The sequence below is a fragment of the Streptomyces sp. NPDC044064 genome (genome assembly GCF_056434245.1).
In genome coordinates, this window is sequence record NZ_JBWKFN010000003.1 from 96120 (window position 1) to 121412 (window position 25293).

At 73.9% G+C, this 25293-nt stretch carries 19 protein-coding genes; 15 read left to right on the forward strand and 4 right to left on the reverse strand.

Annotation, left to right across the window (positions count from 1 at the left end; all coding sequences use genetic code 11):
• Window positions 1-19 precede the first annotated feature (19 nt).
• From AC07DS_RS05910 to sucD, 7 genes are all read left to right on the forward strand, one after another.
• Window positions 20-1150 (forward strand): ATP-binding protein, encoded by a 1131-nt coding sequence (locus AC07DS_RS05910; protein WP_479143038.1) that lies wholly within the window; start codon window positions 20-22, stop codon window positions 1148-1150.
• Window positions 1147-3546 (forward strand): DUF5682 family protein, encoded by a 2400-nt coding sequence (locus AC07DS_RS05915; RefSeq protein WP_479143040.1) that lies wholly within the window; start codon window positions 1147-1149, stop codon window positions 3544-3546. Before AC07DS_RS05910 ends, AC07DS_RS05915 begins: the two co-directional genes overlap by 4 nt.
• A complete protein-coding gene (locus tag AC07DS_RS05920) occupies window positions 3543-4733 on the forward strand; it encodes a VWA domain-containing protein (RefSeq protein WP_479143042.1) in 1191 nt (396 codons plus the stop codon). Before AC07DS_RS05915 ends, AC07DS_RS05920 begins: the two co-directional genes overlap by 4 nt.
• Before the next feature lie 140 nt (window positions 4734-4873).
• Window positions 4874-5656 (forward strand): hypothetical protein, encoded by a 783-nt coding sequence (locus AC07DS_RS05925; RefSeq protein ID WP_479143044.1) that lies wholly within the window; start codon window positions 4874-4876, stop codon window positions 5654-5656.
• 136 nt (window positions 5657-5792) lie between these two features.
• Window positions 5793-7787: a proline dehydrogenase family protein gene (locus AC07DS_RS05930; RefSeq protein WP_479143045.1), complete on the forward strand. Its 1995-nt coding sequence runs from the start codon at window positions 5793-5795 to the stop codon at window positions 7785-7787.
• A gap of 437 nt (window positions 7788-8224) precedes the next feature.
• Window positions 8225-9403, forward strand: coding sequence for an ADP-forming succinate--CoA ligase subunit beta (gene sucC / locus AC07DS_RS05935; protein WP_479143047.1), 1179 nt, complete (start codon window positions 8225-8227; stop codon window positions 9401-9403).
• A 26-nt stretch (window positions 9404-9429) separates the two neighbouring features.
• A complete protein-coding gene (gene sucD / locus AC07DS_RS05940; protein WP_479143048.1) occupies window positions 9430-10314 on the forward strand; it encodes a succinate--CoA ligase subunit alpha in 885 nt (294 codons plus the stop codon).
• Window positions 10315-10405: 91 nt separating this feature from the next.
• On the opposite strand, the gene AC07DS_RS05945 is transcribed toward sucD, so the two are convergent.
• Window positions 10406-11398, reverse strand: coding sequence for a sigma factor-like helix-turn-helix DNA-binding protein (locus AC07DS_RS05945; RefSeq protein WP_479143049.1), 993 nt, complete (start codon window positions 11396-11398; stop codon window positions 10406-10408).
• Window positions 11399-11497: 99 nt separating this feature from the next.
• On the opposite strand from AC07DS_RS05945, the gene AC07DS_RS05950 reads away from it, so the two are divergent.
• Window positions 11498-13906: a cell division protein PerM gene (locus tag AC07DS_RS05950; protein ID WP_479143050.1), complete on the forward strand. Its 2409-nt coding sequence runs from the start codon at window positions 11498-11500 to the stop codon at window positions 13904-13906.
• Window positions 13907-14039: 133 nt separating this feature from the next.
• Here AC07DS_RS05950 and AC07DS_RS05955 read toward each other — a convergent pair whose 3' ends face one another.
• On the reverse strand, window positions 14040-14804 hold the full coding sequence (locus tag AC07DS_RS05955; protein WP_479143052.1) for a hypothetical protein: 765 nt from the start codon (window positions 14802-14804) through the stop codon (window positions 14040-14042).
• 282 nt (window positions 14805-15086) lie between these two features.
• Between AC07DS_RS05955 and purN the strand changes: the two genes are divergently transcribed.
• Both purN and purH read left to right on the forward strand, forming a co-directional pair.
• A complete protein-coding gene (gene purN, locus AC07DS_RS05960) occupies window positions 15087-15725 on the forward strand; it encodes a phosphoribosylglycinamide formyltransferase (RefSeq protein WP_403959857.1) in 639 nt (212 codons plus the stop codon).
• Window positions 15722-17293 carry a bifunctional phosphoribosylaminoimidazolecarboxamide formyltransferase/IMP cyclohydrolase gene (gene purH, locus AC07DS_RS05965; protein ID WP_479143054.1) on the forward strand — a complete coding sequence of 524 codons (1572 nt, stop codon included), beginning with the start codon at window positions 15722-15724 and terminating at the stop codon, window positions 17291-17293. Before purN ends, purH begins: the two co-directional genes overlap by 4 nt.
• Before the next feature lie 102 nt (window positions 17294-17395).
• Here purH and AC07DS_RS05970 read toward each other — a convergent pair whose 3' ends face one another.
• A complete protein-coding gene (locus AC07DS_RS05970) occupies window positions 17396-17974 on the reverse strand; it encodes an RDD family protein (RefSeq protein ID WP_479143055.1) in 579 nt (192 codons plus the stop codon).
• Window positions 17975-18227: 253 nt separating this feature from the next.
• On the opposite strand from AC07DS_RS05970, the gene AC07DS_RS05975 reads away from it, so the two are divergent.
• The 5 genes from AC07DS_RS05975 (at window position 18228) to AC07DS_RS05995 (ending at window position 23789) form a co-directional block, all read left to right on the forward strand.
• The gene (locus tag AC07DS_RS05975) at window positions 18228-19082 is read left to right on the forward strand and encodes a bifunctional methylenetetrahydrofolate dehydrogenase/methenyltetrahydrofolate cyclohydrolase (protein WP_145879650.1); all 855 of its coding nucleotides are present in this window, start codon (window positions 18228-18230) and stop codon (window positions 19080-19082) included.
• A complete protein-coding gene (locus AC07DS_RS05980; RefSeq protein ID WP_479143057.1) occupies window positions 19072-19524 on the forward strand; it encodes a DUF3017 domain-containing protein in 453 nt (150 codons plus the stop codon). The genes AC07DS_RS05975 and AC07DS_RS05980 overlap by 11 nt, the downstream gene beginning before the upstream one ends.
• Window positions 19525-20049: 525 nt before the next feature.
• On the forward strand, window positions 20050-21321 hold the full coding sequence (locus AC07DS_RS05985; RefSeq protein WP_479143059.1) for a helix-turn-helix domain-containing protein: 1272 nt from the start codon (window positions 20050-20052) through the stop codon (window positions 21319-21321).
• A 367-nt stretch (window positions 21322-21688) separates the two neighbouring features.
• Window positions 21689-22678 carry a malate dehydrogenase gene (locus AC07DS_RS05990; protein WP_479143060.1) on the forward strand — a complete coding sequence of 330 codons (990 nt, stop codon included), beginning with the start codon at window positions 21689-21691 and terminating at the stop codon, window positions 22676-22678.
• A 130-nt stretch (window positions 22679-22808) separates the two neighbouring features.
• Complete coding sequence (locus AC07DS_RS05995; protein WP_479143062.1) at window positions 22809-23789, forward strand: hypothetical protein; 981 nt, start codon at window positions 22809-22811, stop codon at window positions 23787-23789.
• Between the two features lie 37 nt (window positions 23790-23826).
• Here AC07DS_RS05995 and AC07DS_RS06000 read toward each other — a convergent pair whose 3' ends face one another.
• Window positions 23827-25233: an MFS transporter gene (locus tag AC07DS_RS06000; protein WP_479143064.1), complete on the reverse strand. Its 1407-nt coding sequence runs from the start codon at window positions 25231-25233 to the stop codon at window positions 23827-23829.
• Between the last annotated feature and the right edge of the window lie 60 nt (window positions 25234-25293).

Here is a 25293-nt window from a genome sequence, read left to right on the forward strand (position 1 = left end):
GCTGGAGGGGGCCTCAGCCATGACTGTGTCCGTGGAACCGACGTCCGTCGAAGCGAGCGGGAGCAAGGGTCCGCAGGCGTTGCGACCGCACGCCGAGCACGCCTTCGCAGCCGAACTCGGCGCGCTGGCAGCCCAGGACGACCGCCCGCGCCCGGAGCGCTGGAAACTGTCGCCGTGGGCGGTGGCGACCTATCTGCTCGGCGGCACCCTGCCGGACGGCACGGTGATCACACCGAAGTACGTGGGCCCGCGCCGCCTTGTCGAGGTCGCCGTCACCACTCTCGCCACCGACCGCGCACTGCTGCTGCTCGGCGTGCCCGGCACGGCCAAGACCTGGGTGTCGGAACACCTGGCGGCCGCCGTCAGCGGCGACTCGACCCTGCTGGTGCAGGGCACGGCGGGCACGCCGGAGGAGGCGATCCGCTACGGCTGGAACTACGCGCAGCTGCTCGCGCACGGACCCAGCCGCGACGCCCTGGTGCCCAGCCCCGTCATGCGGGCCATGTCCGAGGGCATGACGGCCCGTGTGGAGGAGCTGACCCGCATCCCCGCCGACGTGCAGGACACGCTGATCACGATCCTGTCCGAGAAGACCCTGCCGGTCCCGGAGCTGGGCCAGGAGGTGCAGGCGGTCCGCGGCTTCAACCTCATCGCCACCGCCAACGACCGCGACCGCGGTGTCAACGACCTCTCCAGCGCGCTGCGCCGCCGCTTCAACACCGTGGTGCTGCCGCTCCCGGAGAGCGCCGACGCCGAGGTCGAAATCGTCACGCGCCGAGTCGAGCAGATCGGCCGCTCCCTCGACCTGCCGGCCGTGCCCGACGGCATCGAGGAGATCCACCGGGTCGTGACGGTCTTCCGCGAGCTGCGCGACGGGACGACCGCCGACGGCCGGACGAAGCTGAAGTCGCCGAGCGGCACACTGTCCACCGCCGAGGCGATCTCCGTCGTCACCAACGGCCTCGCGCTGGCCGCCCACTTCGGTGACGGTGTGCTGCGCCCGGGCGATGTCGCCGCCGGCATCCTCGGCGCCGTCGTCCGTGACCCGTCGGCCGACCGCGTCGTCTGGCAGGAGTACCTGGAGACGGTCGTCCGCGAGCGCGACGGCTGGAAGGACTTCTACCGGGCCTGCCGGGAGGTGAGCGTGTGAGCGACGACTCCACGTGGGGCAGGGCCCGTGCCGCCGGGCCGCTGCTGCTCGGCGTACGGCACCACGGGCCCGGCTCCGCGCGCGCGGTGCGGGCCGCCCTGGAGGCAGCCCGGCCCGGTGTCGTGCTGATCGAGGGGCCGCCCGAGGCCGACGCGCTGATCCCGCTCGCCGCCGACCCGGACATGCGGCCGCCGGTCGCCCTGCTCGGCCACGCCGTGGACGAGCCCGGACGCTCGGCCTTCTGGCCGCTGGCCGAGTTCAGCCCCGAATGGGTGGCGATCCGCTGGGCTCTCGAACAGGGCGTCCCGGCCCGCTTCATCGACCTGCCCGCCACACACACGCTGGCATGGGAGACCGGGCCGAAGACGCCGACCGACGATGACGAGGACGAGGGCGAAGAGGACACCGAGGGCGAGCTGGGCGCGGTGCGGGGCCTGCGCGTCGACCCCCTCGCCGTGCTCGCCGAGGCCGCCGGGTACGACGATCCCGAGCGCTGGTGGGAGGACGTCGTCGAGCACCGGGGCCCGGGGCAGTCGGACCCCTTCGCGCCGTTCGCCGCGCTGGAGGAGGCCATGACGGCGCTGCGCGAGCGCTACGGCGCCGGCGGGCGGCCCCGCGACCTGGTGCGGGAGGCCCACATGAGACTCCAGGTGCGGGCCGCGCACCGGGAGTTCGGGGACGCGGTGGCCGTGGTGTGCGGGGCGTGGCACGTGCCCGCGCTGCGGGAGAGGACCGCCGTCACCGCGGACCGGGCGCTGCTGAAGGGGCTGCCCAAGATCAAGGTGGACCTGACCTGGGTACCGTGGACGCACCGCAGGCTGGCCCGGTCGAGCGGGTACGGCGCCGGGATCGACTCGCCGGGCTGGTACGGGCATCTGTTCCGGGCACCGGACCGGCCGGTCGAGCGGTGGCTGACCAAGGTCGCGGGGCTGCTGCGCGAGGAGGACCGGATCGTCTCCTCCGCGCACGTCATCGAGGCGGTGCGGCTCGCCGGGACGCTCGCGGCCGTGCGCGGCCGTCCGCTGCCCGGCCTGAGCGAGACCACCGACGCCGTGCGCGCGGTGATGTGCGACGGCTCGGACGTGCCGCTGGCGCTGGTGCACGACCGGCTGGTGGTCGGCGACGTGCTGGGCGAGGTGCCGGAAGCGGCGCCCGCGGTGCCGTTGCAGCGCGACCTGGCCCGGGAGCAGCGCCGGCTGCGGCTCAAGCCGGAGGCGCTGGAGCGCGAGCTGGAGCTGGACCTGCGCAAGGAGACCGACGCCGGCCGCAGCAGGCTGCTGCACCGCCTGCGGCTGCTCGGCGTCGGCTGGGGCGAGCCGGCCGAGTCACGGGGGAGCACGGGCACCTTCCGGGAGACCTGGCGGCTGCGCTGGGAGCCGGAGCTGTCGGTGCGGGTCGCCGAGGCGGGGGTGTGGGGGACGACCGTGCTCGCCGCGGCCACGGCCAGGGCGGAGGCGGAGGCGACCACCGCGGGAGCCCTCGCGGAGGTCACCGCGCTCGCCGAGCACTGCCTGCTGGCCGGGCTGCCGGACGCGCTGCCGGTGGTGATGCGGGTGCTCGCCGACCGGGCGGCCCTCGACTCCGACGTCGGTCACCTCGCCCAGGCGCTGCCCGCCCTGGTCCGCTCGCTGCGCTACGGCGATGTGCGCGGCACCGACACCGGCGCGCTGGCCGGTGTCGCGGCGGGCCTCGCCGAGCGGGTCTTCGTCGGCCTCCCGCCGGCCTGCACCGCCCTGGACGCGGATGCGGCGGAGGAGATGCGCGGCCATGTCGACGCCGTGCACGGCGCCGTGGGACTCCTGGCCGAGACCCTGACCGGCACCCCGGACAGCGGCCGGGGGGACCTGCGCGGCCGCTGGCGGTCCGTGCTGCGGACCCTGGCCCTGCGGGACACCGTGCCCGGTGTCGTACGGGGGCGGGCCGTCCGGCTGCTGCTGGACGACGGTGAGCTGGGACCCGAGGAGGCGGCCCGGCTGATGGGCCTGGTGCTCTCGCCGGGGACGCCGCCCGCCGACGCGGCCGCCTGGATCGAGGGCTTCGTCGGCGGCGGGGGCGGCATGCTGCTGGTGCACGACGAGCGGCTGCTCGGCCTGGTCGACACCTGGCTGACCGGGGTCCCGGCGCAGGCCTTCACGGACGTACTGCCGCTGCTGCGGCGCACGTTCTCGGCGTACGAGCCCGGAGTGCGCAGAACCCTCGGCGAACTGGTGCGGCGCGGGCCCGGAGAGGCCGCCGGCCCGACGGCCCCGGCCGCCGGAGCGCCCGGTTTCGCCGCCGAGCCGGACACCGGGCGCGCGGACGCCGTGCTGCCGGTGGTGCGCCTGCTGCTCGGCCTGGACGCGGAGCAGGAACACACGGCAACGCACGACAACAGCCTTGCGGGGGTGGGCGCATGACGACCGAACCGTTGGCGGCCGGAGCACCGGCCGAGTACGCCGACCCCGCGCGCGAGCGGCTGCGGCGCTGGCGGCTGGTGCTCGGCGGCGACCAGGCCGACGGCACCGGATGCGCCCTGTCCGGCCGGGACGCGGCGATGGACGGAACGCTCACCGCGCTGTACGGCAAGGGGGACAGACCGCAGACGGGGCGGGACCGTTCGGCGGGGCTCGGGGCCTCGGCGCCGTCCGTGGCGCGCTGGCTCGGGGACATCCGCACGTACTTCCCGTCCTCCGTCGTCCAGGTCATGCAGCGCGACGCCATCGACCGGCTGGGGCTGGCCGCGCTGCTGCTGGAGCCGGAGATGCTGGAGGCCGTGGAGGCCGACGTGCACCTGGTCGGCACGCTGCTCTCGCTCAACAAGGCGATGCCGGAGACGACGAAGGAGACGGCACGGGCGGTCGTGCGCAAGGTGGTCGAGGACCTGGAGAAGCGCCTCGCCACCCGGACCCGGGCCACCCTCACCGGCGCCCTGGACCGCAGCGCGCGCATCAGCCGCCCGCGCCACCACGACATCGACTGGAACCGCACCATCGCGGCCAACCTCAAGCACTACCTGCCCGAGTACCGCACGATCGTGCCGGAGCGGCTCATCGGATACGGGCGGGCCGCCCAGTCCGTGAAGAAGGAGGTCATCCTCTGCATCGACCAGTCGGGCTCGATGGCGGCGTCCGTGGTCTACGCGTCCGTGTTCGGGGCGGTGCTCGCCTCGATGCGCTCGATCAACACCCGGCTGGTCGTGTTCGACACGGCGGTCGTGGACCTCACCGACCAGCTGGACGACCCGGTCGACGTCCTCTTCGGCACCCAGCTCGGCGGCGGCACGGACATCAACCGGGCGCTCGCCTACTGCCAGTCGCAGATCAACCGGCCGGCCGAGACGGTGGTCGTGCTGATCAGCGACCTCTACGAGGGCGGCATCCGCAACGAGATGCTCAAGCGGGTCGCGGCGATGAAGGCGTCCGGAGTGCAGTTCGTGGCGCTGCTCGCGCTGTCGGACGAGGGGGCGCCCGCCTACGACCGTGAGCACGCGGCCGCGCTCGGGGCGCTCGGCGCACCCGCCTTCGCCTGCACGCCCGACCTGTTCCCCGAGGTGATGGCGGCGGCGATCGAGAAACGCCCGCTGCCCATACCGGACACCGCGTGACGGCGGACCGGAAAAGGGACATGACTACCCATCGGTAACAGGGGGGTTGCGCTACCTCGGGCCGACCGTGCGAGGATCGAGCCGCCGCCACCCCCCGCCGCACCGACCGGAAGTCACTCGTCTTGACCTTGCCAGCCACTGTGTTCGGTATCGCTGTGCGCGTGCTGCGTACGGCGGCCGGGCGGCGTGCGCTGCAACTGGCACTGCTGGTCGGCGGGTTGTTCCTGCTCGGTTTTCTCTGCGGCGAGCAGGCCCAGGCGGCCGAGCGGACGCCGGCGACTCCGGTGGCCTCCGCGGCCCCGGTGACCGGGCACGAGGACACGGTACGAACCGTCACCGAACGGGTCGTCACCCCCGTGCGGGAGGTCGTGCGGTCGACCTCCCGAGCCCTCGACGAGACGCGGACCCAGGCGCCCACGCTGCCGGCCGCGCCCTCCGTGCCGCTGCCGGAGCTCCCGGCGGTGCCATCGGTCCCGGAGGTCTCCGTGCCGCCCGTGCACCCGCTGCCCGCGCCGGTCGCCCCGGGGCCCGGGGCGGAGCGGCACGACAGCGCGGCACCGGCGGCGGGCAAGGGCGACCGAGCCCGCACCGAGGCCCGTACCGCCGTCTCCGCACCGCCGCGGGCCGCCACGTACGGACCGGACTTCGCGCTCCCGGCGCACCCCCCCCGGACCCCGGCGCACACCTCCGTGCACCGCGCCGCCGCGGCCATCGGCGCCCCCGCCCGGCCCGCGCCCACCGGAGACCCGGACGGCGTGCTCGGCAAGCAGGCGGCCGTCGGCACCGCGTCCCGCCACGGTGACGCGTACGCCGTGGCCCTCGACGGCCGGGCGCCCCTGCGGCTCCTGTCCGGCACCACCGCGCGCGTCGACGCGCCCGGGACCCGGGAACGGCACCGGGACATCCCGGTCTTCCCCGGCTAGGCCAAGGGCCGACCTCCCCGCCACGGACCTGTCGCGCGGGGGCGGAACAGGTCTGCCCACTCCGCCGGACCCGCCGGCCTCCCCGGCGCCCTCCGGACGGAACCCCCTAGCCGTTTCCGAAGGACTTGACGCACGCATGAACAAGAACATCCGCCGCTCGATCGTGATAGCCGCCGGGGTCACCGGCGCCTGGGCCCTCGGCTCGGCCGCGGCCAGCGCCGACGAACTGCCCGCCCCGGCGGTCTCCGTGCCCGACACCGAGAGCACCACCGGCACCCTCACCGACACCGTCGACGGCGTCCTCACCGACGTCCACGACACCGTCTCCGGCGTGACCGGCACGGCCACCACGGCCGTCTCCGGCGTCGCCGCCAAGGCGCAGCAGCCGACCCGCACCGTCACCGGCACCGCCGACCGGGCCCGCCGCTACGTCGACGCGGAGGTCCCGGCCACCGCGAAGACCAGGGGCGGCCAGGCCATCCAGGGTGCCCGGGCCGCCCGCGCCGCCCAGGCACAGACCGAGGCGCACGTGCGGGCGGCGGGCGCCCGGGCCACCACCGAGGCCACCGCGGCGACGCACGCGGCCACTCACCCGTCCGTGCCCGTCACGCCGGTCGCGCCCTCCGCTCCCACCCCGCAGGACGAGATCGACTACCTCTTCGGCCCCCTCGCCTCCTTCGCCCCCGAGGTGGAGGAGGCCCTGGCGGCTGCCCAGACCAAGCTGCAGGCCACCCAGGCCGCCGCGCGCCTGCGGGCCGCGGGGGTCGAGGGCACCGTGCGGACGACGGCACAGCAGACCGTGGCCGGGGCACAGGGCCGTACCGCCGGTGCGGCCGCCCTCGCGGACGGCGAGGCGGCACGGGTGACCGGCGCCGCCGAGGCCTCCGTCGCCGCCGTCCCCGCGCACGTCACCGGCACGGTCGCCGGTGTCGGGCAGCGGGTCGTCGGCACGGTGCGGGCGGTGCCGGGCACCGTCGCACCCGTCGTCGAAGAGACGACCGCGGCCGCCGCCCCGCCGGTGGCCTCCGCCGCCGTGGCTGGGGTGCTGCCGGTCGCCGACGACGCGGTGGCCGGCGTCCTTCCGACCGCGGGGCACGCGGTCGCCGGCGTCCACGGCACCGCCTCGGGCGCCGTGACGGGCGTCCGGGGGACCGCCACCGGCACCGTTACGGGCGTGCTGCCCACCGCCGGGTACGCGGTCGCGGGAGTGCAGGGCACCTCCTCGGGCGCGGTGACGAGCGCGCAGGGCACCGCCACCGGCACGGTCGGGGGCGTGTACCGCACCGCAGTGGACGCCGTGACCCAGGTGCACGGGCTCGCGGCGGACGCCGGGTACGGCGTGTACGGGCTCGCCACGGGTGCCGTCGCCGACGTGCACGGGGTCGGCGCGGGTGCCGTGTCCGGCGTGCACGGCGTCGCCACCGGCGCCGTGGGCGAGGTGCACGGGGTCGGTACGGGTGCCGTCACCGGTGTGCACGGTGTCGCCGCCGGTGCCCTCGCCGACGCGCTGCCCCTCGCCGGCGGGGTCCTCGCGGACGTGCCGCCGTACGCCACCGGGCTGGGCGGCCAGGTGGCCCACGGCGCCGTGGACGCCGTGCTGCCGCCCGTCGCCGGGACCGCCGTGCACGGGGTCGTGCCGGTCGCCGGGCAGGCCGTGGCGGACGCGGGGACGCTCGCGTACGGCGTGACGGGCGACGTGCACCCGTTCGCCGACGGTGTCGTGGGCGCCGTACCGCCGCTCGCCCACGGGGTCACCGGACAGACCGGCGCTTTCGCGGCGGGAGTGACCGGACAGGTGCCGCCGTTCGCGGCGGGAGTCACCGGTGCCGTGCAGCCGGCCGTGGACATGATCACCGGGACCGTGTCGCCGGTCGTGGACGGTGTCGGCGGCAGTGCGAGCGGGCTGGCGTACGGCGTGGCGGGCGGGGCCGGTCCCTACGCGGACGGTGTCGTCGGCGCGACCGCGCCCCTCACGCAGCAGGTCGGGCCGTTCGCGCAGGACCTCGCCCGGACCGCACAGGTCACCGGCGGTCCGCTGGCCGGGCACGGCGTCGCCGGAGCCGGGGGCGTCGCCCACTCCGTCACCCCGGGTTACGTCCAGGGTCTGGCGCACGGCCACGGCGTGCAGTAGGGCTGAGCGCCCACGCAGGTTCCGCGGGGGCCGGGAACCCGGACGGCCGAACGCCGACGGTCCGTCCGGCCGCACCCCCCGCGGTACGGGGCGGGTGGTCCCCATTGGGGTGGGGATCAACCGCCCCGGGCCTTTCGGGGCCCGTCCGGAGGCCTCACCGGGTCAACCCCAGCCCGGTGAGGCCTCGCACATCCCCCCGATCGCCCTCGATCGCGGCACGCCGTGTCAGCAAAACCGGCATCATGTGACAGGTATCACCGCTCAGGTGTGACCCTCGATTTAGGGAGCCCACGCAAGCGGCGATAACCTGCGAGACGGACATGCCGCGCGCTCGGACACCGTGTGCGCTTCCCTAGTGACAGCGGACGTCACGTTGCCCTTCGCGGCACGCCCACGCATCCAACGAACCGCGAGATCACTGATAGGGACGGAAGCGCGTGGACCTGTTCGAGTACCAGGCGAGGGACCTCTTCGCCAAGCACGATGTACCGGTGCTGGCCGGTGAAGTCATCGACACGCCTGAGGCGGCGCGCGAGATCACCGAGCGGCTGGGCGGCAAGTCCGTCGTCAAGGCGCAGGTGAAGGTCGGTGGTCGCGGCAAGGCCGGTGGCGTCAAGCTGGCCGCCTCCGCGGACGAGGCCGTCGCCCGGGCGACGGACATTCTCGGCATGGACATCAAGGGCCACACGGTCCACAAGGTCATGATCGCCGAGACCGCTCCGGAGATCGTCGAGGAGTACTACGTCTCCTTCCTCCTCGACCGTGCCAACCGCACCTTCCTCTCCATCGCCTCCGTCGAGGGCGGTATGGAGATCGAGGAGGTGGCGGCCACCCGTCCGGAGGCCGTCGCCAAGACGCCGATCGACCCGATCGACGGTGTGGACGAGGCCAAGGCCCGCGAGATCGTCGCGGCCGCCAAGTTCCCGGCCGAGGTCGCCGACAAGGTGGCGAACGTCCTCGTCAGGCTGTGGGACACCTTCATCAAGTCGGACGCCCTCCTGGTCGAGGTCAACCCGCTCGCGAAGGTCGCCTCCGGCGAGGTCATCGCCCTCGACGGCAAGGTGTCGCTCGACGAGAACGCCGAGTTCCGCCACCCCGAGTACGAGGAACTGCACGACAAGGACGCGGCCAACCCGCTCGAGGCCGCCGCCAAGGCGAAGGGCCTCAACTACGTCAAGCTCGACGGCGAGGTCGGCATCATCGGCAACGGCGCGGGTCTCGTCATGAGCACCCTGGACGTCGTCGCCTACGCCGGTGAGAACCACGGTGGCGTCAAGCCCGCCAACTTCCTGGACATCGGCGGTGGCGCCTCCGCCCAGGTCATGGCGAACGGTCTGGAGATCATCCTGGGCGACCCGGACGTCAAGTCCGTGTTCGTCAACGTCTTCGGTGGCATCACCGCGTGTGACGAGGTCGCCAACGGCATCGTCCAGGCCCTGAAGCTCCTGGAGGACCGCGGCGAGAAGGTCGAGAAGCCGCTCGTCGTCCGCCTCGACGGCAACAACGCCGAGCTGGGCCGCAAGATCCTCACCGACGCCAACCACCCGCTGGTGCAGCGCGTCGACACCATGGACGGCGCGGCCGACAAGGCCGCCGAGCTGGCCGCCGCCAAGTAAGCACAAGGACGAGGACTCACACCACCATGGCTATCTGGCTCAACAAGGACAGCAAGGTCATCGTCCAGGGCATGACCGGCGCCACGGGCATGAAGCACACCAAGCTCATGCTGGGTGACGGCACCCACGTCGTCGGCGGCGTGAACCCGCGCAAGGCGGGGCAGACCGTGGACTTCGACGGCACCGAGGTACCCGTGTTCGGCACGGTCGCCGAGGCCATCGAGAAGACCGGCGCCAACGTCTCCGTCATCTTCGTGCCGGAGAAGTTCACCAAGGACGCGGTCGTCGAGGCCATCGACGCCGAGATCCCGCTGGCCGTCGTGATCACCGAGGGCATCGCCGTGCACGACACGGCCGCCTTCTGGGCGTACGCCGGCAAGAAGGGCAACAAGACCCGCATCATCGGCCCCAACTGCCCCGGCATCATCACCCCGGGTCAGTCGAACGTCGGCATCATCCCGGGCGACATCACGAAGCCGGGCCGCATCGGCCTGGTCTCGAAGTCCGGCACGCTGACGTACCAGATGATGTACGAGCTGCGTGACCTCGGCTTCTCGACCGCCGTCGGCATCGGTGGCGACCCGATCATCGGCACCACGCACATCGACGCCCTGGCCGCGTTCCAGGACGACCCCGACACCGAGCTGATCGTCATGATCGGTGAGATCGGTGGCGACGCCGAGGAGCGCGCGGCCGCGTTCATCAAGGAGAACGTGACCAAGCCGGTCGTCGGCTACGTCGCGGGCTTCACCGCGCCCGAGGGCAAGACCATGGGCCACGCCGGCGCCATCGTCTCCGGTTCGTCCGGCACCGCCCAGGCGAAGAAGGAGGCCCTCGAGGCCGCGGGCGTCAAGGTCGGCAAGACCCCGACCGAGACGGCGAAGCTGGCCCGGGAGATCCTGAGCGCCTGAGCTTCCTGACTACGCACCGGTAGGCCCGTCCCGTTCGCGGGGTCGGGCCTACCGGCGTTCTCGCTCGCGGTGCCGGGTGCGGCCACGCGGCTCAGCGTGCCGCCGGCGCGAGCCGCTCCGGGCCGTTGGACTCCGTTCGGTGCAGCTTCGCCCGCAGCGCCGCTTCCTCCCGCGACAGCGGACCCATGGCCGGCGGCGGCGGAACCCCCTGTACCGCCTGGGCCGGGGCGATCGGCGCCTCGTAGTGGGTGGGCGCCGTCCGCAGGGTCAGGGCCGTCGAGCCGATGATCGCGACCGTGAAGGCGATGGCCGCCCGGGTCCAGAACACGTTCCGGCGTTCGCCGACCGTCCGCACCGTGGGCGGTCTGGCGGCGCGCAGGTGCTCCCTGGAGGCCAGTTCCAGCAGCCGTCGGTGCAGTGCGGCGGGGTCGGCCAGTTCCGGGACGTGCTCGGCCACGGCCGCCCGGGCGCGGGTCAGCCGGCCGGCCGCGGCCGGGGTGCTCGCCTCCGTCTCCGCCGCCGTCTCCGGCAGGTCGAGGCCGACACCGTCGTACAGGATGAGCGTGCGCCGGTACGACGGCGGGAGCTTCAGCAGCGCCTCCAGCAGCGCCCGGTCGGCCGGGTCGGCGGGCGGGGGTTCGGGGGACCGGTAGCGCGGGCGGTAGGAGTGCCAGGGGGAGAGGGCGTACTCGTAGGCCATCGCCCGGACCCAGCCGCCCGGGTCCCGGTCCTGGGCCACCTCCGGCCAGCGCTGCCAGGCGAGTTGGAAGGCCCGCTCCACGGCCTCCCGGGCCAGCTCCCGGCGCCCGGTGAGCAGATAGGTCTGGCGCACGAGGGCGGGGGTGCAGAACGCGTAGAGCGCGTCGAAGGTCTGCGTGGGAGTCAGGGCGTCACCGGTCAGCAGGCGGGCGTACACCTCGCCCTCGTGGCCGCCCGGGATGCTGCGCCCTCTCTCCCACGAGCGGACCGTGGACCGGCTCACGCCCACCTGCGTGGCGACCTGAGCCTGCGTCAGCGAGCGGGACTCGCGCAGCCGGCGGCGTTCCTTCGGTGGTGGCAGCGAGCCGGCGGGGATCTCCGTCACAGTACCTCACCCCTTCGTACGAAAAAGTACATAAACATATATTGGGCGACACATCCGGGGTTCGGCTGTTACGACGGGAAAGCGCGTGTCGTTGGGAGCATGGAGGTCGTGACGCTGATGACCGCTCGCCGACCGTCGTTGTCGCTGCTGCTGCACCGGATGCGCGACCGTCCGCCCGGGCTGGGCGCGAGCCTGCTCGGCGGTGCGGTCGCCGCCGGGCTCGGGCTCGGCTCGCTCGCCGTGCTCGTCCTGGGGCTGTGGATCAGCTCGCCGTACCCCGACAGCGGGCCGGGCGGCGCACTGCACATCGCCGCCGCGCTGTGGCTGCTGGCGCACGGTGTCGAACTGGTCCGCACCGACACGCTCTCCGGCGCGCCCCAGCCGCTCGGCGTGACCCCGCTGCTGCTGCTCGCGCTGCCGGTGTGGCTGCTCTACCGGGCCGCGCGGGACGCGACGGACGCCTCCACCGAACCCGACGCCCCGCCGCCGGTCCCGGCACACACGGCGTGGACGGGGGTGGTCCTCGGCTACCTCGGCGTCGGCGTCGCGGCCGCGCTGTACTGCTCGGGCGGCGAACTGCGTCCCGTGTGGGGCTGGGTGACGGTGTGTCTGCCGCTCGTCGCGGCGAGCGCGGCGGGGGCCGGGGTGTGGTCGGCGTACGGCCGCCCGCGCGAGCCCGTGCTCGGTGCGCTGATGCTGCTGCCGGGGTCGGTGCGGCGGCTGCTGTTCGGGTCGGACGTGCGGGCGCGGCTGGGTACGGCCGTACGGGCCGCCCTGGCCGGGACGGCGGTGCTCTTCGGGGGCGGGTCGCTGCTGCTCGGCGTCTCGCTGGTCCTGCACGGCGCGGCCGCCCAGGGGTCCTTCCTGCAGCTGACGGAGGGCTGGACCGGCCGGTTCGCCGTCCTGCTGCTCGGCATCGCGCTGATCCCCAACGCGGCGGTGTGGTCGGCGTCCTACGCCCTCGGCCCCGGCTTCGCCCTCGGCGCCGGACACCTGGTGCACCCCCTCGCCTCGGACCCGGCCCCGCTGCTGCCCCCGTTCCCGCTGCTCGCGGCCGTGCCGGACACGGGCACCGGAACCGCGCTGAACTGGACGGCGGGAGCGGTGCCGGTGGCGGCCGGGGTGACGGTCGCCTGGTTCGTGGGGCGGGGGGCCGCGGGGTGCGTGGACCCGGAGGCGCAGGATGCGCCGAGAGCGCCCTGGCCGGCCGCGCGGACCGCCGGAGTGCTCGTGCTGTCGGCGCTCCTCTGCGGTGCGATCCTCGCCCTTCTCGCCGCGCTGTCCGGCGGCCCGCTCGGCGTGGCCGCACTGGCCCGCTTCGGCCCGCTGTGGTGGCAGAGCGGGGGAGCGGCCGCGCTCTGGCTCACGGTCGCGGGGATGCCGGTCGCGCTGACGGTACGGGCGTGGCGGCTGTGGCGGCGGCGGGCGCGGGGCACGGTTCCGGCGCAGGGGAGGGAGCCGGGGAGCAGGCGGCCGACGGACACGGGGAAGAGGGCGGCGGCGGGCAGGGCGACGGCCAAGGAGGCCGTGAAGGGGTCCGCGAGAGGGGCGGCCGAGGAGGCAGTGAAGGGGGTGGCCGAGGAGTCCGCCAAGGGTTCCGCGAAGGCCGCCGCGAAGGAACAGGCGAAGGAACAGGCGAAGGAACAGGCGAAGGAAACGCGCGCGAAGGCGACCAGGCCGGGGAAGGCGCCTAAGACCCGGGCCCACCAAGAGGACGCCCCGTCCCCCCTCGCCCGGCCCGACGAGGACGAGGGGTACGACGTCCTGCCCGCCGCCGACCCGTTCCCCCCGGCCTGGCACGACGACGTGGCCCGAGCCACCCGCTGGGCGGCCCTGCGAGCGGCGTCGACACCCCTGGGCGCGCCCGCCCCGCCCGCCGGACCCGGTTGGCCACCCCTGCGGGACCCATCGCCCCCGGCAGCCGCCCACGCGCCCGTGCCGGAGTCCTCACCGCCGCTGGTCGGCCGTTCACCCGCGCCGGATCCGTCGCGCGAGCGGGGCGGCCACCCGCCCGTGCCGGAGCCTCTGCCGCCGCTGGTCAGCCACTCACCCGTACTGGACCCGTTGCCCCCGGCAGCCGCCCACGCACCTGTGCCGGAGCCTTTGCCGCCGCTGGTCGGCCACTCACCCGCACTGGATCCGTCGCCGGAGCGGGGTGGTCACCCGCCCGTGCCGGAGCCTTTGCTGCCGTTGAACGGGCGCTCTGCCGTGCTGGATCCGTCGCCGGAGCGGGGTGGTCACCCGCCCGTGCCGGAGCCTCTGCCGCCGTTGGTCGGCCACTCACCCGCGCCGGATCCGTCGCCGGAGCGGGGTGGTCACCCGCCCGTGCCGGAGCCTTTGCCGCCGTTGAACGGGCGCTCTCCCGTGCTGGATCCGTCGCCGGAGCGGGGCGCCCCCGCGCCTGTGCCGGAGCCCTCGCTCCCGCCGGTCGCCGCCCCGGAGTCCTCGCCCCCCGCGGACGCCCATCACCGGCCCACCGAACCCCCCGACTCGGAATCCGCCCGCTGAGCCCTCCACTGGGGGAGCACCCGCTGGAAAACCGCCCGCTGAGCCTCCGACCGGGAGAGCCGCCCGTTGGGAAGCCGCTGGAAAGCCACTCGCCGAGCCTGGCTCGGGAGGCGCCTGCCGGACCCCGCAGGGGCTAGTCGTTCCCGACGCCCAGCACGCCCCGCAGCTGCTGGGGCAGATGCTGCTCGCAGGACTGCTTGGCCTCGTGGGTCAGGGCGTCGCCGACGCACGTGTAGTAGTCGCGGTAGACCAGCTGCACGGCGAAGGTCGTGGCCACCAGGGCGAGGGCCAGGGAGGCCGTGACCAGGCCGCCGATCGCCGCAGTGGTCTGCGGGCGGGGGCCCGGGGCGGGCGCCGGGGCGTTCGGGTCGGAGGGGCGGGGCTTGGCGCGCAGGGCGCTGATGCCCCAGTACAGGGCCAGCGCGCCCAGCAGCAGGGCGACGTAGGGCCAGCTGAAGAGGGCGAAGAAGACGGCCCACATGCCGGACAGGAGCGCGAAGCGCGCGTGGCGCTGGGCCGGGTCCGTCGGGTCCCAGCGCATGCCGGGGCCGGTCGGACCGCCCGGGCCCTCGGGGCCGCGGCCGGGCCGCTCGCCGAAGCCGCCGGGGGAGCGGCCGGGCTGGCGGTCGCTCCACTGGGTGCCCCAGGGGGAGCCGCCCCCGGAGCCCGAGGAGCCCTCGGGGTGGCGCGGCTGCCACGGCTTGTCGGGGGTGCCCTCCGGCGGCGGAGCGAACGGGTTGTCGTCCTGCTGCTCGCCGCCGCGTCCCTCGCCGTCCCGCCCGCCCTGGGGCGCCTGGGGCGGCGAGGCCGGCCGCTCCCGCAGCAGCACGGCGCCCCGCTCGCCTCCCTGGGCCGGGCGCGAGGGGAACGTGAGGAGTCGCAGGCTGCGATCGGGCATCAAAAGAGCGTCTTCCCCTAGGTGAATACGGCGGTCCGACGTGAGCTTCCACCCATGAAACGCACCGCACGGCGACCGCGTTCCCGAGGCTGCTCCTTCGTGACTCCTCCCGAACGCTACCTTCCGGCCACGCCCCCGTCCCGAGGGGGCCTTCCGGAGTGCCGGTATCGTTGCTGGCGGTCGGCCGCTTCGTAGACTTCCCCGTATCCGGGGGCGCGAAGCATTCGTACGACTGTACAAACGCCGGCCGGACACAACGCTTCCCCGAGAAAGGGCCCCACCGTGGCCGCCACCCCCGCTGGCCAAGCGGTCAAGCGCCTCGTCGTGCTGGTCTCCGGATCCGGCACCAACCTGCAGGCGCTCCTGGACGAGATCGAGCGCACCGGAGCCGAGTCCTACGGCGCGCGGATCGTCGCCGTCGGGGCCGACCGCACCGGTATCGAGGGGCTCGCCCGCGCCGAGCGGGCCGGGCTGCCGACCTTCGTGTGCCGGGTGAAGGACTTCGGGACGCGCGAGGAGTGGGACGCCGCCCTGGCCGAGGCCGTGGCCGCGCACGAACCCGACCTCGTGGTCTCCGCCGGGTTCATGAAGATCGTCGGGAAGGAATTCCTCGCGCGCTTCGGCGGGCGGTTCGTCAACACGCACCCCGCCCTGCTGCCCAGTTTTCCCGGGGCCCACGGCGCGCGGGACGCGCTCGCGTACGGCGTCAGGGTCACCGGCTGCACCGTCCACTTCGTCGACGACGGCGTCGACACCGGGCCGATCATCGCTCAGGGCGTGGTCGAGGTCCGGGACGAGGACGACGAGAGCGCGCTGCACGAGCGCATCAAGGAAGTCGAGCGAAGGCTGCTCGTCGAGGTCGTGGGGCGGCTCGCCCGTAACGGCTATCGCATTGAGGGACGAAAGGTAGTTATCCAGTGACCGCCACCGCCGAGAGCACCAAGCGGCCCATTCGCCGGGCGCTCGTCAGCGTCTACGACAAGACCGGGCTCGAAGACCTCGCGCGCGGGCTGCACGAGGCAGGTGTCGAGCTCGTCTCCACCGGCTCCACGGCCGGCCGTATCGCCGGCGCCGGTGTCCCCGTGACCAAGGTCGAGGAGCTGACCGGCTTCCCCGAGTGCCTGGACGGCCGGGTCAAGACCCTGCACCCCAGGGTGCACGCGGGCATCCTCGCCGACCTGCGTCTGGACAGCCACCGCGAGCAGCTCGCCGAGCTGGGTGTCGAGCCCTTCGACCTGGTCGTCGTGAACCTCTACCCGTTCCGGGAGACCGTCGCCTCCGGCGCCTCGCCCGACGAGTGCGTGGAGCAGATCGACATCGGCGGTCCGTCGATGGTCCGTGCCGCGGCCAAGAACCACCCCTCCGTCGCCGTGGTCACCAGCCCGGAGCGGTACGCCGACGTGCTCGCCGCCGTCGCGGCCGGCGGTTTCGACCTCGCCACCCGCAAGCGGCTGGCCGCCGAGGCCTTCCAGCACACGGCCGCCTACGACGTGGCCGTAGCCTCCTGGTTCGCGTCCGCGTACGCGCCCGTCGACGACTCGGCGTTCCCCGACTTCCTGGGTGCCACCTGGGAGCGCGAGAACACCCTGCGCTACGGCGAGAACCCGCACCAGCCCGCCGCCCTGTACGTCGACGCCGCCGGCGCCGGTCTGGCCCAGGCCGAGCAGCTGCACGGCAAGGAGATGTCGTACAACAACTACACGGACACGGACGCCGCCCGCCGTGCCGCGTACGACCACGCCGAGCCGTGCGTCGCGATCATCAAGCACGCCAACCCCTGCGGCATCGCGGTCGGCGCGGACGTCGCCGAGGCGCACCGCAAGGCGCACGCCTGTGACCCGCTGTCCGCGTTCGGCGGCGTCATCGCCGTGAACCGCCCGGTCAGCAAGGAGATGGCCGAGCAGGTCGCGGAGATCTTCACCGAGGTCGTCGTCGCGCCCGGCTACGAGGAGGGGGCGCTGGAGGCCCTCACCAAGAAGAAGAACATCCGGGTCCTGAAGGCCCCGAACGGCCCGGCCAACCCGGTCGAGGTCAAGCCGATCGACGGCGGCGTGCTGCTGCAGGAGACCGACCGGCTCCAGGCCGAGGGCGACGACCCGGCCAACTGGACGCTGGCCACCGGTGCGGCGCTCTCGGCCGACGAGCTGGCCGAGCTGGCCTTCGCCTGGCGGGCCTGCCGCGCGGTGAAGTCCAACGCGATCCTGCTCGCCAAGGACGGCGCCTCGGTCGGCGTCGGCATGGGCCAGGTCAACCGGGTCGACTCCGCGAAGCTGGCCGTCGAGCGGGCCGGTGCCGAGCGCGCCCAGGGCTCGTACGCCGCTTCGGACGCGTTCTTCCCGTTCCCGGACGGCCTGGAGGTCCTGACCGCGGCGGGCGTCAAGGCCGTGGTCCAGCCGGGCGGTTCGGTCCGTGACGAGCTGGTCGTGGAGGCCGCGAAGAAGGCGGGCGTCACCATGTACTTCACGGGCACGCGCCACTTCTTCCACTGATCCCGCAGGGCCACGCAAAGCGGCCTCCGGCTCCCTTCGCAGGGGGCTGGAGGCCGCTTGCCGTTCAGGTGATCAGCTCGGTTCGAGCGGATGGCGCTCGGCTCAGTTGGAGCGGATGACGATCGAGCCGCAGACCTTGTCGGCGAACGTCTGACGCTTGGCGTCCCAGGCCGGCCACAGGTAGCCGAGGTAGCAGGGCAGGCCGTCCAGGATGTGGGCCAGCTGGCGCACGAACGCCATGCCACCGCCGAGCGGCTGCCCGGTCTCCTCCTTGAGCGTGCGGATGCCCAGCGCCTTCTTGCCGACGGTCTGGCCGGTCTTGCCCTCCATGATGATCTGCCAGACGAACAGGCCGATCAGGGCGAGGAAGCCGATGATGGCGAGGAACGGGGCGTTCTTGGCACCCGCGATCGCGATGCCGTAGGGCACGGCGTACAGCAGGCTGTCGAGCAGCCGGGCCAGGAAGCGCTGTCCCCAGTTCGCGTACGTCGGCTGCATGCCGTAGCCGGGCTGCTGCGGGTAGCCCGGGTATCCGCCCTGCGGCGCCTGCGGGTAGCCGTAACCCTGCTGCGGCGGGACGCCCTGCGGGGCCTGCGGGTAGCCGGGCTGCTGCGGGTAGCCGTAGCCCTGCTGCGGATCCTGCGGCTGACCGTACGGGCTGTTGGGCGAGCCGAAACTCATGGCGGATTTCCTCCGTTGACACTGCGGGGACGACGCGGAAGGAACGGAGGAACGTCAGGATCTGAGCGGTTTGCCCCCCAACCGGACCGCGATACTGCGCCGCTCATGGTCGTAGGAAAGGCCGATTGTTGTCCAGCCGGATTCGCAAGGTGTTGTGCAAGTGCAACATCATCGATCAAGCACGGGACAGCGGGAACCGGCCCGGGCGGCCCCGGATTGGAACCGGGACCCGGTCATCCGCGAGGATGGTGTCATGACCGCCCAGATTCTCGATGGCAAGGCCACCGCAGCCGCGATCAAGTCCGATCTGACCGCCCGCGTGGCGGCGCTGAAGGAGAAGGGCGTCACGCCCGGCCTCGGCACGATCCTGGTCGGGGACGACCCCGGCAGCCAGAAGTACGTCGCCGGCAAGCACCGCGACTGCGCCCAGGTCGGCCTCGCCTCCATCCAGCGCGAGCTGCCCGCCACGGCCACCCAGGAGGAGATCGAGGCGGTCGTCCGCGAGCTGAACGAGGACCCGGCCTGCACCGGCTACATCGTCCAACTCCCGCTGCCCAAGGGCATCGACGAGAACCGCGTCCTGGAGCTGATGGACCCGGCCAAGGACGCGGACGGCCTGCACCCGATGAACCTCGGCCGTCTCGTCCTGAACGAGCCGGCGCCGCTGCCCTGCACCCCCAACGGCATCCTGACCCTGCTGCGCCGCCACGGCGTCGAGATCAAGGGCGCCGAGGTCGTGGTGGTCGGCCGGGGCGTGACCATCGGCCGTCCGATGCCGCTGCTGCTCACCCGGCGCAGCGAGAACGCGACCGTGACCCAGTGCCACACCGGCACCCGTGACCTGTCCGCCCACCTCAAGCGGGCCGACATCATCATCGCCGCGGCCGGCGTCCCGCACCTGATCCGCGCCGAGGACGTCAAGCCGGGCGCGGCCGTCCTGGACGTCGGTGTCTCCCGCAACGCCGAGGGCAAGATCGTCGGTGACGTCCACCCGGACGTGGCCGAGGTGGCCGCCTGGATCTCCCCGAACCCGGGCGGTGTGGGCCCGATGACCCGGGCGCTGCTGCTGGTCAACGTGGTCGAGGCGGCGGAGCGCAGTGCCGGCTGAGGACTCCCGCTCCAGCGCCGGACCGGCCGGCTCCGACGCCGGCGGGGACCCGAAGCGGACCACGCGCCGCTTCCCGCGGTTCACCAGGGACACCGCGCGCCCCGAGGGCGGCGGCCGGGCCGCGCCCGGCAACGCTCCGGCGCCCGCCCGGCAGTGGCCGTTGCTCGCCGTCGTCGGCATGGTGGCCGTCGGCCTGCTGGTGATCACGCTGGGCGCGCTCCGCCCGGGGACGCTGCTCATCGGCGTCGCGCTGCTGGGCGGCGCCGTGCTGCGCTGGCTGCTGCCTGACGTCGGGATGCTCGCCGTGCGCTCCCGCTTCACGGACGTCGCCACCTACGGCGTCCTGGGCCTGGTGATCGTCCTGCTGGCGTTGATGATCCAGCCCGACCCGCTGCTGAAGCTCTCGTTCCTGAAGGACATCCTGCACTTCACGGTCAAGTAGCGGCTGCGGTACGGCCGCAGGCCCGCGCCTCCCCCGGGGGCGCGGGCGGGACGGCGGCCCGTCCCCTCCCCCGAGTAAGGACGAACCGCCGTCGGGTTCCAGCCTTCCCTCCATGAACTGCCTGTTCAACGGCTGTCCGTGCGCTGTGGCACGGAAGTGACCGTTCCGCTACGGTGTCCGCGCACTGCCACATGTGTGCCCGTCGTGTCGATGTGTTGACAGTTCGGGGGTACGGTCGCGAAGGCGCCGTGGAACCGGGCTAACGTGTCCAAGGTGCCCAATCGGGACGGTCCGGTGGACCGTGGGGCAGCCGGCGTGCGACGGTGCACAACCGGCGGGAGCGGCGCTCCAGTGCGCCCCCACTCCGGGAACTGGGATCCTTAGTCAGCGCATCCCTGTGGGTAGCCAGAGGGGGCCGCGCCGGGGGTACCGGACCGGCGCGAGGTCACGTGCGGGGAACGGCGCGGGGAACCATCAGCACCAACCGGGGGAATGAGGGGGGAAGCAATGCCTCGATGGAAAGCCTTGCCGGACGATCTGGATCCGCAGATCAAGGAGTTCACCAGCCAGGTGCGACGCCTCGTGGACCGCAGCGGTCTGAGCATCGCGGCGCTGGCCGACCGGACCGGCTACAGCAAGACGTCCTGGGAGCGCTACCTGGGCGGCCGGCTGCTCGCACCCAAGGGCGCGGTCGTCGCGCTCGCCGAGGTCACCGGCACCAACCCGGTCCATCTGACCACCATGTGGGAGCTGGCCGAACGCGCCTGGAGCCGCGCGGAGATGCGGCACGACCGGACCATGGAGCACATTCGTATCGCCCAGGCGCGCGCCGCGCTCGGGGAGTTCGGGGCGGCCGAGGCCGAGGCCGAGGGCGCGAGCGGCACCAGGACGGCCGGCAGAGGCACCGGCACCACCGTGACCCCGGGTGCCACCGCGACTCCGGGTGCCATCGCGGCTCCGGGCACCGGCGTCACCCCGGGCACCACCGTGACCCCGGGCATCGCCGGTCCGGCGGGCGTCTCGCCGACGATCCCGCCGCAGCCGACGGCGTCGGACGCCGACGGGCGGGAGAACGCGGACCGCGGTGCGGCCCCCGAGGTCAACTCCTGGGGGCTGGCGGGTTATGAGGGTCCGTCGAAGGCGAGCCGTCGGCCCGCCGCCGCGGCCGATGCCGGTGCCGGTGCCGGTGCGCGTCCCGCCACCTCGCCGGACGGCCCGGGCTGGACCCCGGGCACCCCGAACCCGTACGACGAGCAACTGCAGGGGGTACGGCCCGGCGACGCCGCCGCGGGCAAGGGGGCCGGGCGCAAGGGGCGGCTGACGATGTTCCTCGCGGGCGTCGTCGGTGTCCTCGTCGTCTTCGCGGCCGTCTACTTCTTCACCAACCCGGACAACGGCGCCAAGCACGAGCGAGCCGCCAAGTCGCCGTCCCCGACGGCCAGCAGCAACCCCAGCCTGCCCGCCGGGGTCAAGTGCAGTGGCGCCGCCTGCAACGGCAAGGACGCGGAGGCGATGGGCTGCAGCGGCGACCTGGTGACCACCGCCAGGACCGCCACCGTCGGCACCACCACCCTCGAGGTCCGCTACAGCAAGATCTGTGGCGCCGCCTGGGGGCGGATCACCGGCGCCACCCAGGGCGACAAGGTCCAGGTCTCCGCGGGCAAGCTCCGCCAGACGGGTGACATCACCGCCGTCGGCGACGCCATCGCCTACACGCCGATGGTCGCCGTGAAGGACGCGGCCGAGGCCAAGGCCTGCGCGATCCTCGCCTCCGGGCGTCAGGGGTGCACGAAGTAGGACGGACGGGCCCGCCGGGCGGGGCGCGAGGGCCCGTCCGGCGGTCACCGCACGTGCGGGGCCAACCAATTCGGGTGGAATTCCGGAGACGGACGCATGGGCCGCCGGATCCTGGGAACGCGAACGGTACCCCCACGGGAGTCCGGTCAGCCGGTACCCCCCACGGCGGCCGCCCTTCCCCCTCTCCCGGACGGGCGGCCGCCCCTTCCTGAACGACGAGTCCGACTTGTGGGCTGGGCCACACGGCCCCGGACGTCTCGCATGCCGGATGCGCGATAGCCTGACCGCTGGATTCTCTTGACGCCAAGAGATCGATCATCCGCCGGGGCAGTGACGCCCCACCGCCAGCTGTCATACGGAGAACGCCATGACCCGCACTCCCGTGAACGTCACCGTCACCGGCGCAGCCGGCCAGATCGGTTACGCCCTGCTCTTCCGCATCGCCTCCGGCCAGCTGCTCGGCGCGGACGTGCCGGTCAAGCTGCGCCTGCTGGAGATCACCCCGGCGCTCAAGGCCGCCGAGGGCACGGCCATGGAGCTGGACGACTGCGCGTTCCCGCTCCTGCAGGGCATCGACATCTCGGACGACCCGAACGTCGCCTTCGACGGCGCCAACGTAGCCCTCCTGGTCGGCGCCCGCCCGCGCACCAAGGGCATGGAGCGCGGTGACCTGCTGGAGGCCAACGGCGGCATCTTCAAGCCGCAGGGCAAGGCCATCAACGACCACGCCGCGGACGACATCAAGGTCCTGGTCGTCGGCAACCCGGCCAACACCAACGCGCTGATCGCGCAGGCCGCCGCCCCGGACGTCCCGGCCGAGCGCTTCACCGCGATGACCCGCCTCGACCACAACCGCGCGCTGACCCAGCTCGCGAAGAAGACGGGCTCGACGGTCGCCGACATCAAGCGCCTGACCATCTGGGGCAACCACTCCGCCACGCAGTACCCGGACATCTTCCACGCCACGGTCGCCGGCAAGAACGCCGCCGAGGTCGTCGGTGACGAGAAGTGGCTGGCCGAGGACTTCATCCCGACCGTCGCCAAGCGCGGCGCCGCGATCATCGAGGCCCGTGGCGCGTCCTCCGCCGCCTCCGCCGCCAACGCCGCCATCGACCACGTGCACACGTGGGTCAACGGCACCGCCGAGGGCGACTGGACCTCCATGGGCATCCCGTCGGACGGCTCCTACGGTGTCCCGGATGGCCTGATCTCCTCCTTCCCGGTCACCGCCAAGGACGGCAAGTACGAGATCGTCCAGGGCCTGGACATCAACGAGTTCTCCCGCGCCCGCATCGACGCCTCCGTCAAGGAGCTCGCCGAGGAGCGCGACGCGGTTCGCTCCCTGGGTCTCATCTGAGGCTGCCTCCGGCGGATTCGCCGCGAGCCTGTGCGGGCCCTGTTCCGGTTTCGTCCGGAGCGGGGCCCGCGCCCGTTTTCGCCGTTACTGTCAAAAGCAGGGCAGGGAAGGGCGATTCGGGGGGTTCGTGATGAGCGGCTGGAGCGGATGGAACGGCCCGGAGGGTTACGGCGCGGAGGGTTCCGGTCCGGAGCGCGGGCCCGGGGCCGAGCGGGGGCCCGGCGAGGAGAGAGGCCGGGCGGCCTGGACCACCGACGGGCCGCCGGCCCCGCCGTGGGCTTCGGCCCAGACCCAGTCGGCCGCGCTCCCGCCGCCCTTTCCCCGGACGTCCGCGGAGACCGGCCCGGCCCAGGCGCCGCCGCCCCTGCCGCAGCCCTGGACCGCCGCCCCCGCCCACCCCGGCGGCCCGGTCCCTTCGCCGCCGTACGCCCCCGCGCCTCGCCGTGTGCACGGCGGCCGGCTGGCCGCCCTGGTCGTCGCCATGGTGCTGGTCGGGGCCGGCTCCGGCTTCGGCGTCTGGTACCTCGGGCGGGACCGCGCCGGCAGCGGCACCCCGGCGGCCTCCGCTCCGGCCACCGGCGTCACCGTCTCCGCCTCGGCCTCCACGACGCTGCGGACAGCGGCCTCGACGCCGCCGTCCGCAGCGCGCCGGCTCCCCGCCGGCTACCGCCTCGTCCACGACCCCGTCGGCTACACCCTCGCCGTCCCCGCGGGCTGGACCCGGCGGCAGAAGCAGGGGGAGAAGGCGACCGTGGTGTTCTACGACTCCCCGTCCGACGGCCGCCAGTTGCAGATCTTCGAGCTGGCCGAGTCCACCGTGACCGAGTCCCTGGACCTCGCCGAGAACGACCCGGGCTACGGCTACTCCCACGAGCCCGGCTACCAGGCCCTCGCCCGCAGCTCCTCGGACACCTGGGCCGAGCTGTCGTACCGCTACGACGACCCGGACAAGGGTGCCCGCCGCGTCGTCGACCACCGCTTCCGCACGCCCGGCGGCACGCTGTACGCGATCCGCTCCAGCGGCCCGGAACACCTGCCCGACGCCCGCGTGCGCGCTCCGCTCACGACCGCGCTGGCTTCGTTCTGCCCGGCGGGGGCGTCCTGCGGGTAGGGGGCGGCAGCCGCCCGGCGTGCCGTCCCGCAGCCCCTCAGGAGCTGCGGGGCAGCGCCGGCTCCCGGTCCGCGGTGCTCTTCGGGGCAGGACCGGTGCCTGCGCCGGTGCCGTAGGCCGTGGTCACCAGGGCCGTTGCCGCCAGGACCACCATGGCCACCGTGCGCAGGGCCGGGCCCATGCCGTGGATGAGGTCGGGGTGGGCGGACAGGACGGTCCCGGTGACGGCGACGCCGAGGGCGGCGCCGGTCTCGCGGGCGGTGGTGCCGAGGCCCGAGCCGAGGCCCGCCTGGTGGGCGGGGAGCGAGGTGACGACGCCGAGGGTCAGGGCGGGCATGGACAGACCGGTGCCGGCCGAGACGACCAGCAGCCAGCCGGCGTACGCCCAGTAGGGGGTGTGCGCGTCGGCCGTGGAGACGCCGAGCAGGCCCAGGCCTATGAGGGCGAGGCCGGTGCCGATGAGCGCCCGGGGGTGGCCCGCCCAGCGGGCGGCCAGCCGCTGGGCGACCGCCATCCCGACGGGCAGCGGCAGGATCGCGACGCCGGTGAGGGCCGCTCCGAAGCCCTTCACGTCCTGCAGGTACTGCGAGTTGACGAAGAAGAGGGCGAACAGGCCGAAGAACCCGGTGGCCGTACCGAGGGAGGCGGCGCGCAGGCGGGACGAGGAGAAGACCCGCGGGTCGAACAGCGGGGCCGCCGAGCGCAGGGCGTACAGGGTGAACGCGGCGATCAGCGCGGCGCCCGCGGCGAAGGCGCCGAGGATGCGGGCGGAGGTCCAGCCGTAGCTCGGCCCCTCGATGATGCCGAACAGGACCGCGACCAGGCCCGCGGTGAGCAGCAGGGTGCCGAGCGGGTCGGGGTTGCTGCCGGTGGAGCGTGCGGTGCGCGGGGTGGTGACGGCGACGGCGGCGGCGAGCACCGCGGCGAGCGGGACCATGGCCGCGAACAGGGCACGCCAGGACAGGAACTGGCCGGCCAGGCCGCCGCCCAGGTTGCCCGCCGCGCCGCCCAGGCCGAGCGACAGGGTCCAGGCGGCCATCGAGCGGGCCCGGTGCTCGGGCGCGGACAGCTGCATCAGGATCGACAGGGTGGCCGGGGTGATCAGGGCCGCACCGGCGCCGGACAGGCCACGCCCCGCGATCAGCGCGGCCGGGCCGGCCGCCAGTGTGCTGGTGGCGGCGCCCGCCGCGAACAGGCCGAGCCCGACGAGCAGTGCGCCCTTGCGGCCGTACCGGTCACCGAGCGCGCCGGCCGGGACGAGGAGCCCGGCGAAGACGATGACGTACGCGTCGACCGTCCACAGGATCTCGCTGTGCGAGGGGTGCAGGCCGGACGAACTCAGTTGCGGTATCAGGAGGTTGATGGCGGCGACCATGCTCTGCGCGACCAGGACGCAGGCGCACAGCGCCAGCAGGGCGGGGCGTTTCAGGGCGTGCGTGGGCACGGCTCCTCCCGGGAGCTAGGTGGTTGGTGCGGGATGCCCTGCCACCGTAGGGTCGCTCCT

Coding starts and splice junctions, on each gene's coding strand:
- AC07DS_RS05910 (WP_479143038.1), top strand. CDS start 20: ATGACTGTGTCCGTGGAACCGACGTCCGTCGAAGCGAGCGGGAGCAAG.
- AC07DS_RS05920 (WP_479143042.1), top strand. CDS start 3,543: ATGACGACCGAACCGTTGGCGGCCGGAGCACCGGCCGAGTACGCCGAC.
- AC07DS_RS05930 (WP_479143045.1), top strand. CDS start 5,793: ATGAACAAGAACATCCGCCGCTCGATCGTGATAGCCGCCGGGGTCACC.
- sucD (WP_479143048.1), top strand. CDS start 9,430: ATGGCTATCTGGCTCAACAAGGACAGCAAGGTCATCGTCCAGGGCATG.
- AC07DS_RS05950 (WP_479143050.1), top strand. CDS start 11,498: ATGGAGGTCGTGACGCTGATGACCGCTCGCCGACCGTCGTTGTCGCTG.
- AC07DS_RS05955 (WP_479143052.1), bottom strand. CDS start 14,804: ATGCCCGATCGCAGCCTGCGACTCCTCACGTTCCCCTCGCGCCCGGCC.
- AC07DS_RS05970 (WP_479143055.1), bottom strand. CDS start 17,974: ATGAGTTTCGGCTCGCCCAACAGCCCGTACGGTCAGCCGCAGGATCCG.
- AC07DS_RS05975 (WP_145879650.1), top strand. CDS start 18,228: ATGACCGCCCAGATTCTCGATGGCAAGGCCACCGCAGCCGCGATCAAG.
- AC07DS_RS05990 (WP_479143060.1), top strand. CDS start 21,689: ATGACCCGCACTCCCGTGAACGTCACCGTCACCGGCGCAGCCGGCCAG.
- AC07DS_RS05995 (WP_479143062.1), top strand. CDS start 22,809: ATGAGCGGCTGGAGCGGATGGAACGGCCCGGAGGGTTACGGCGCGGAG.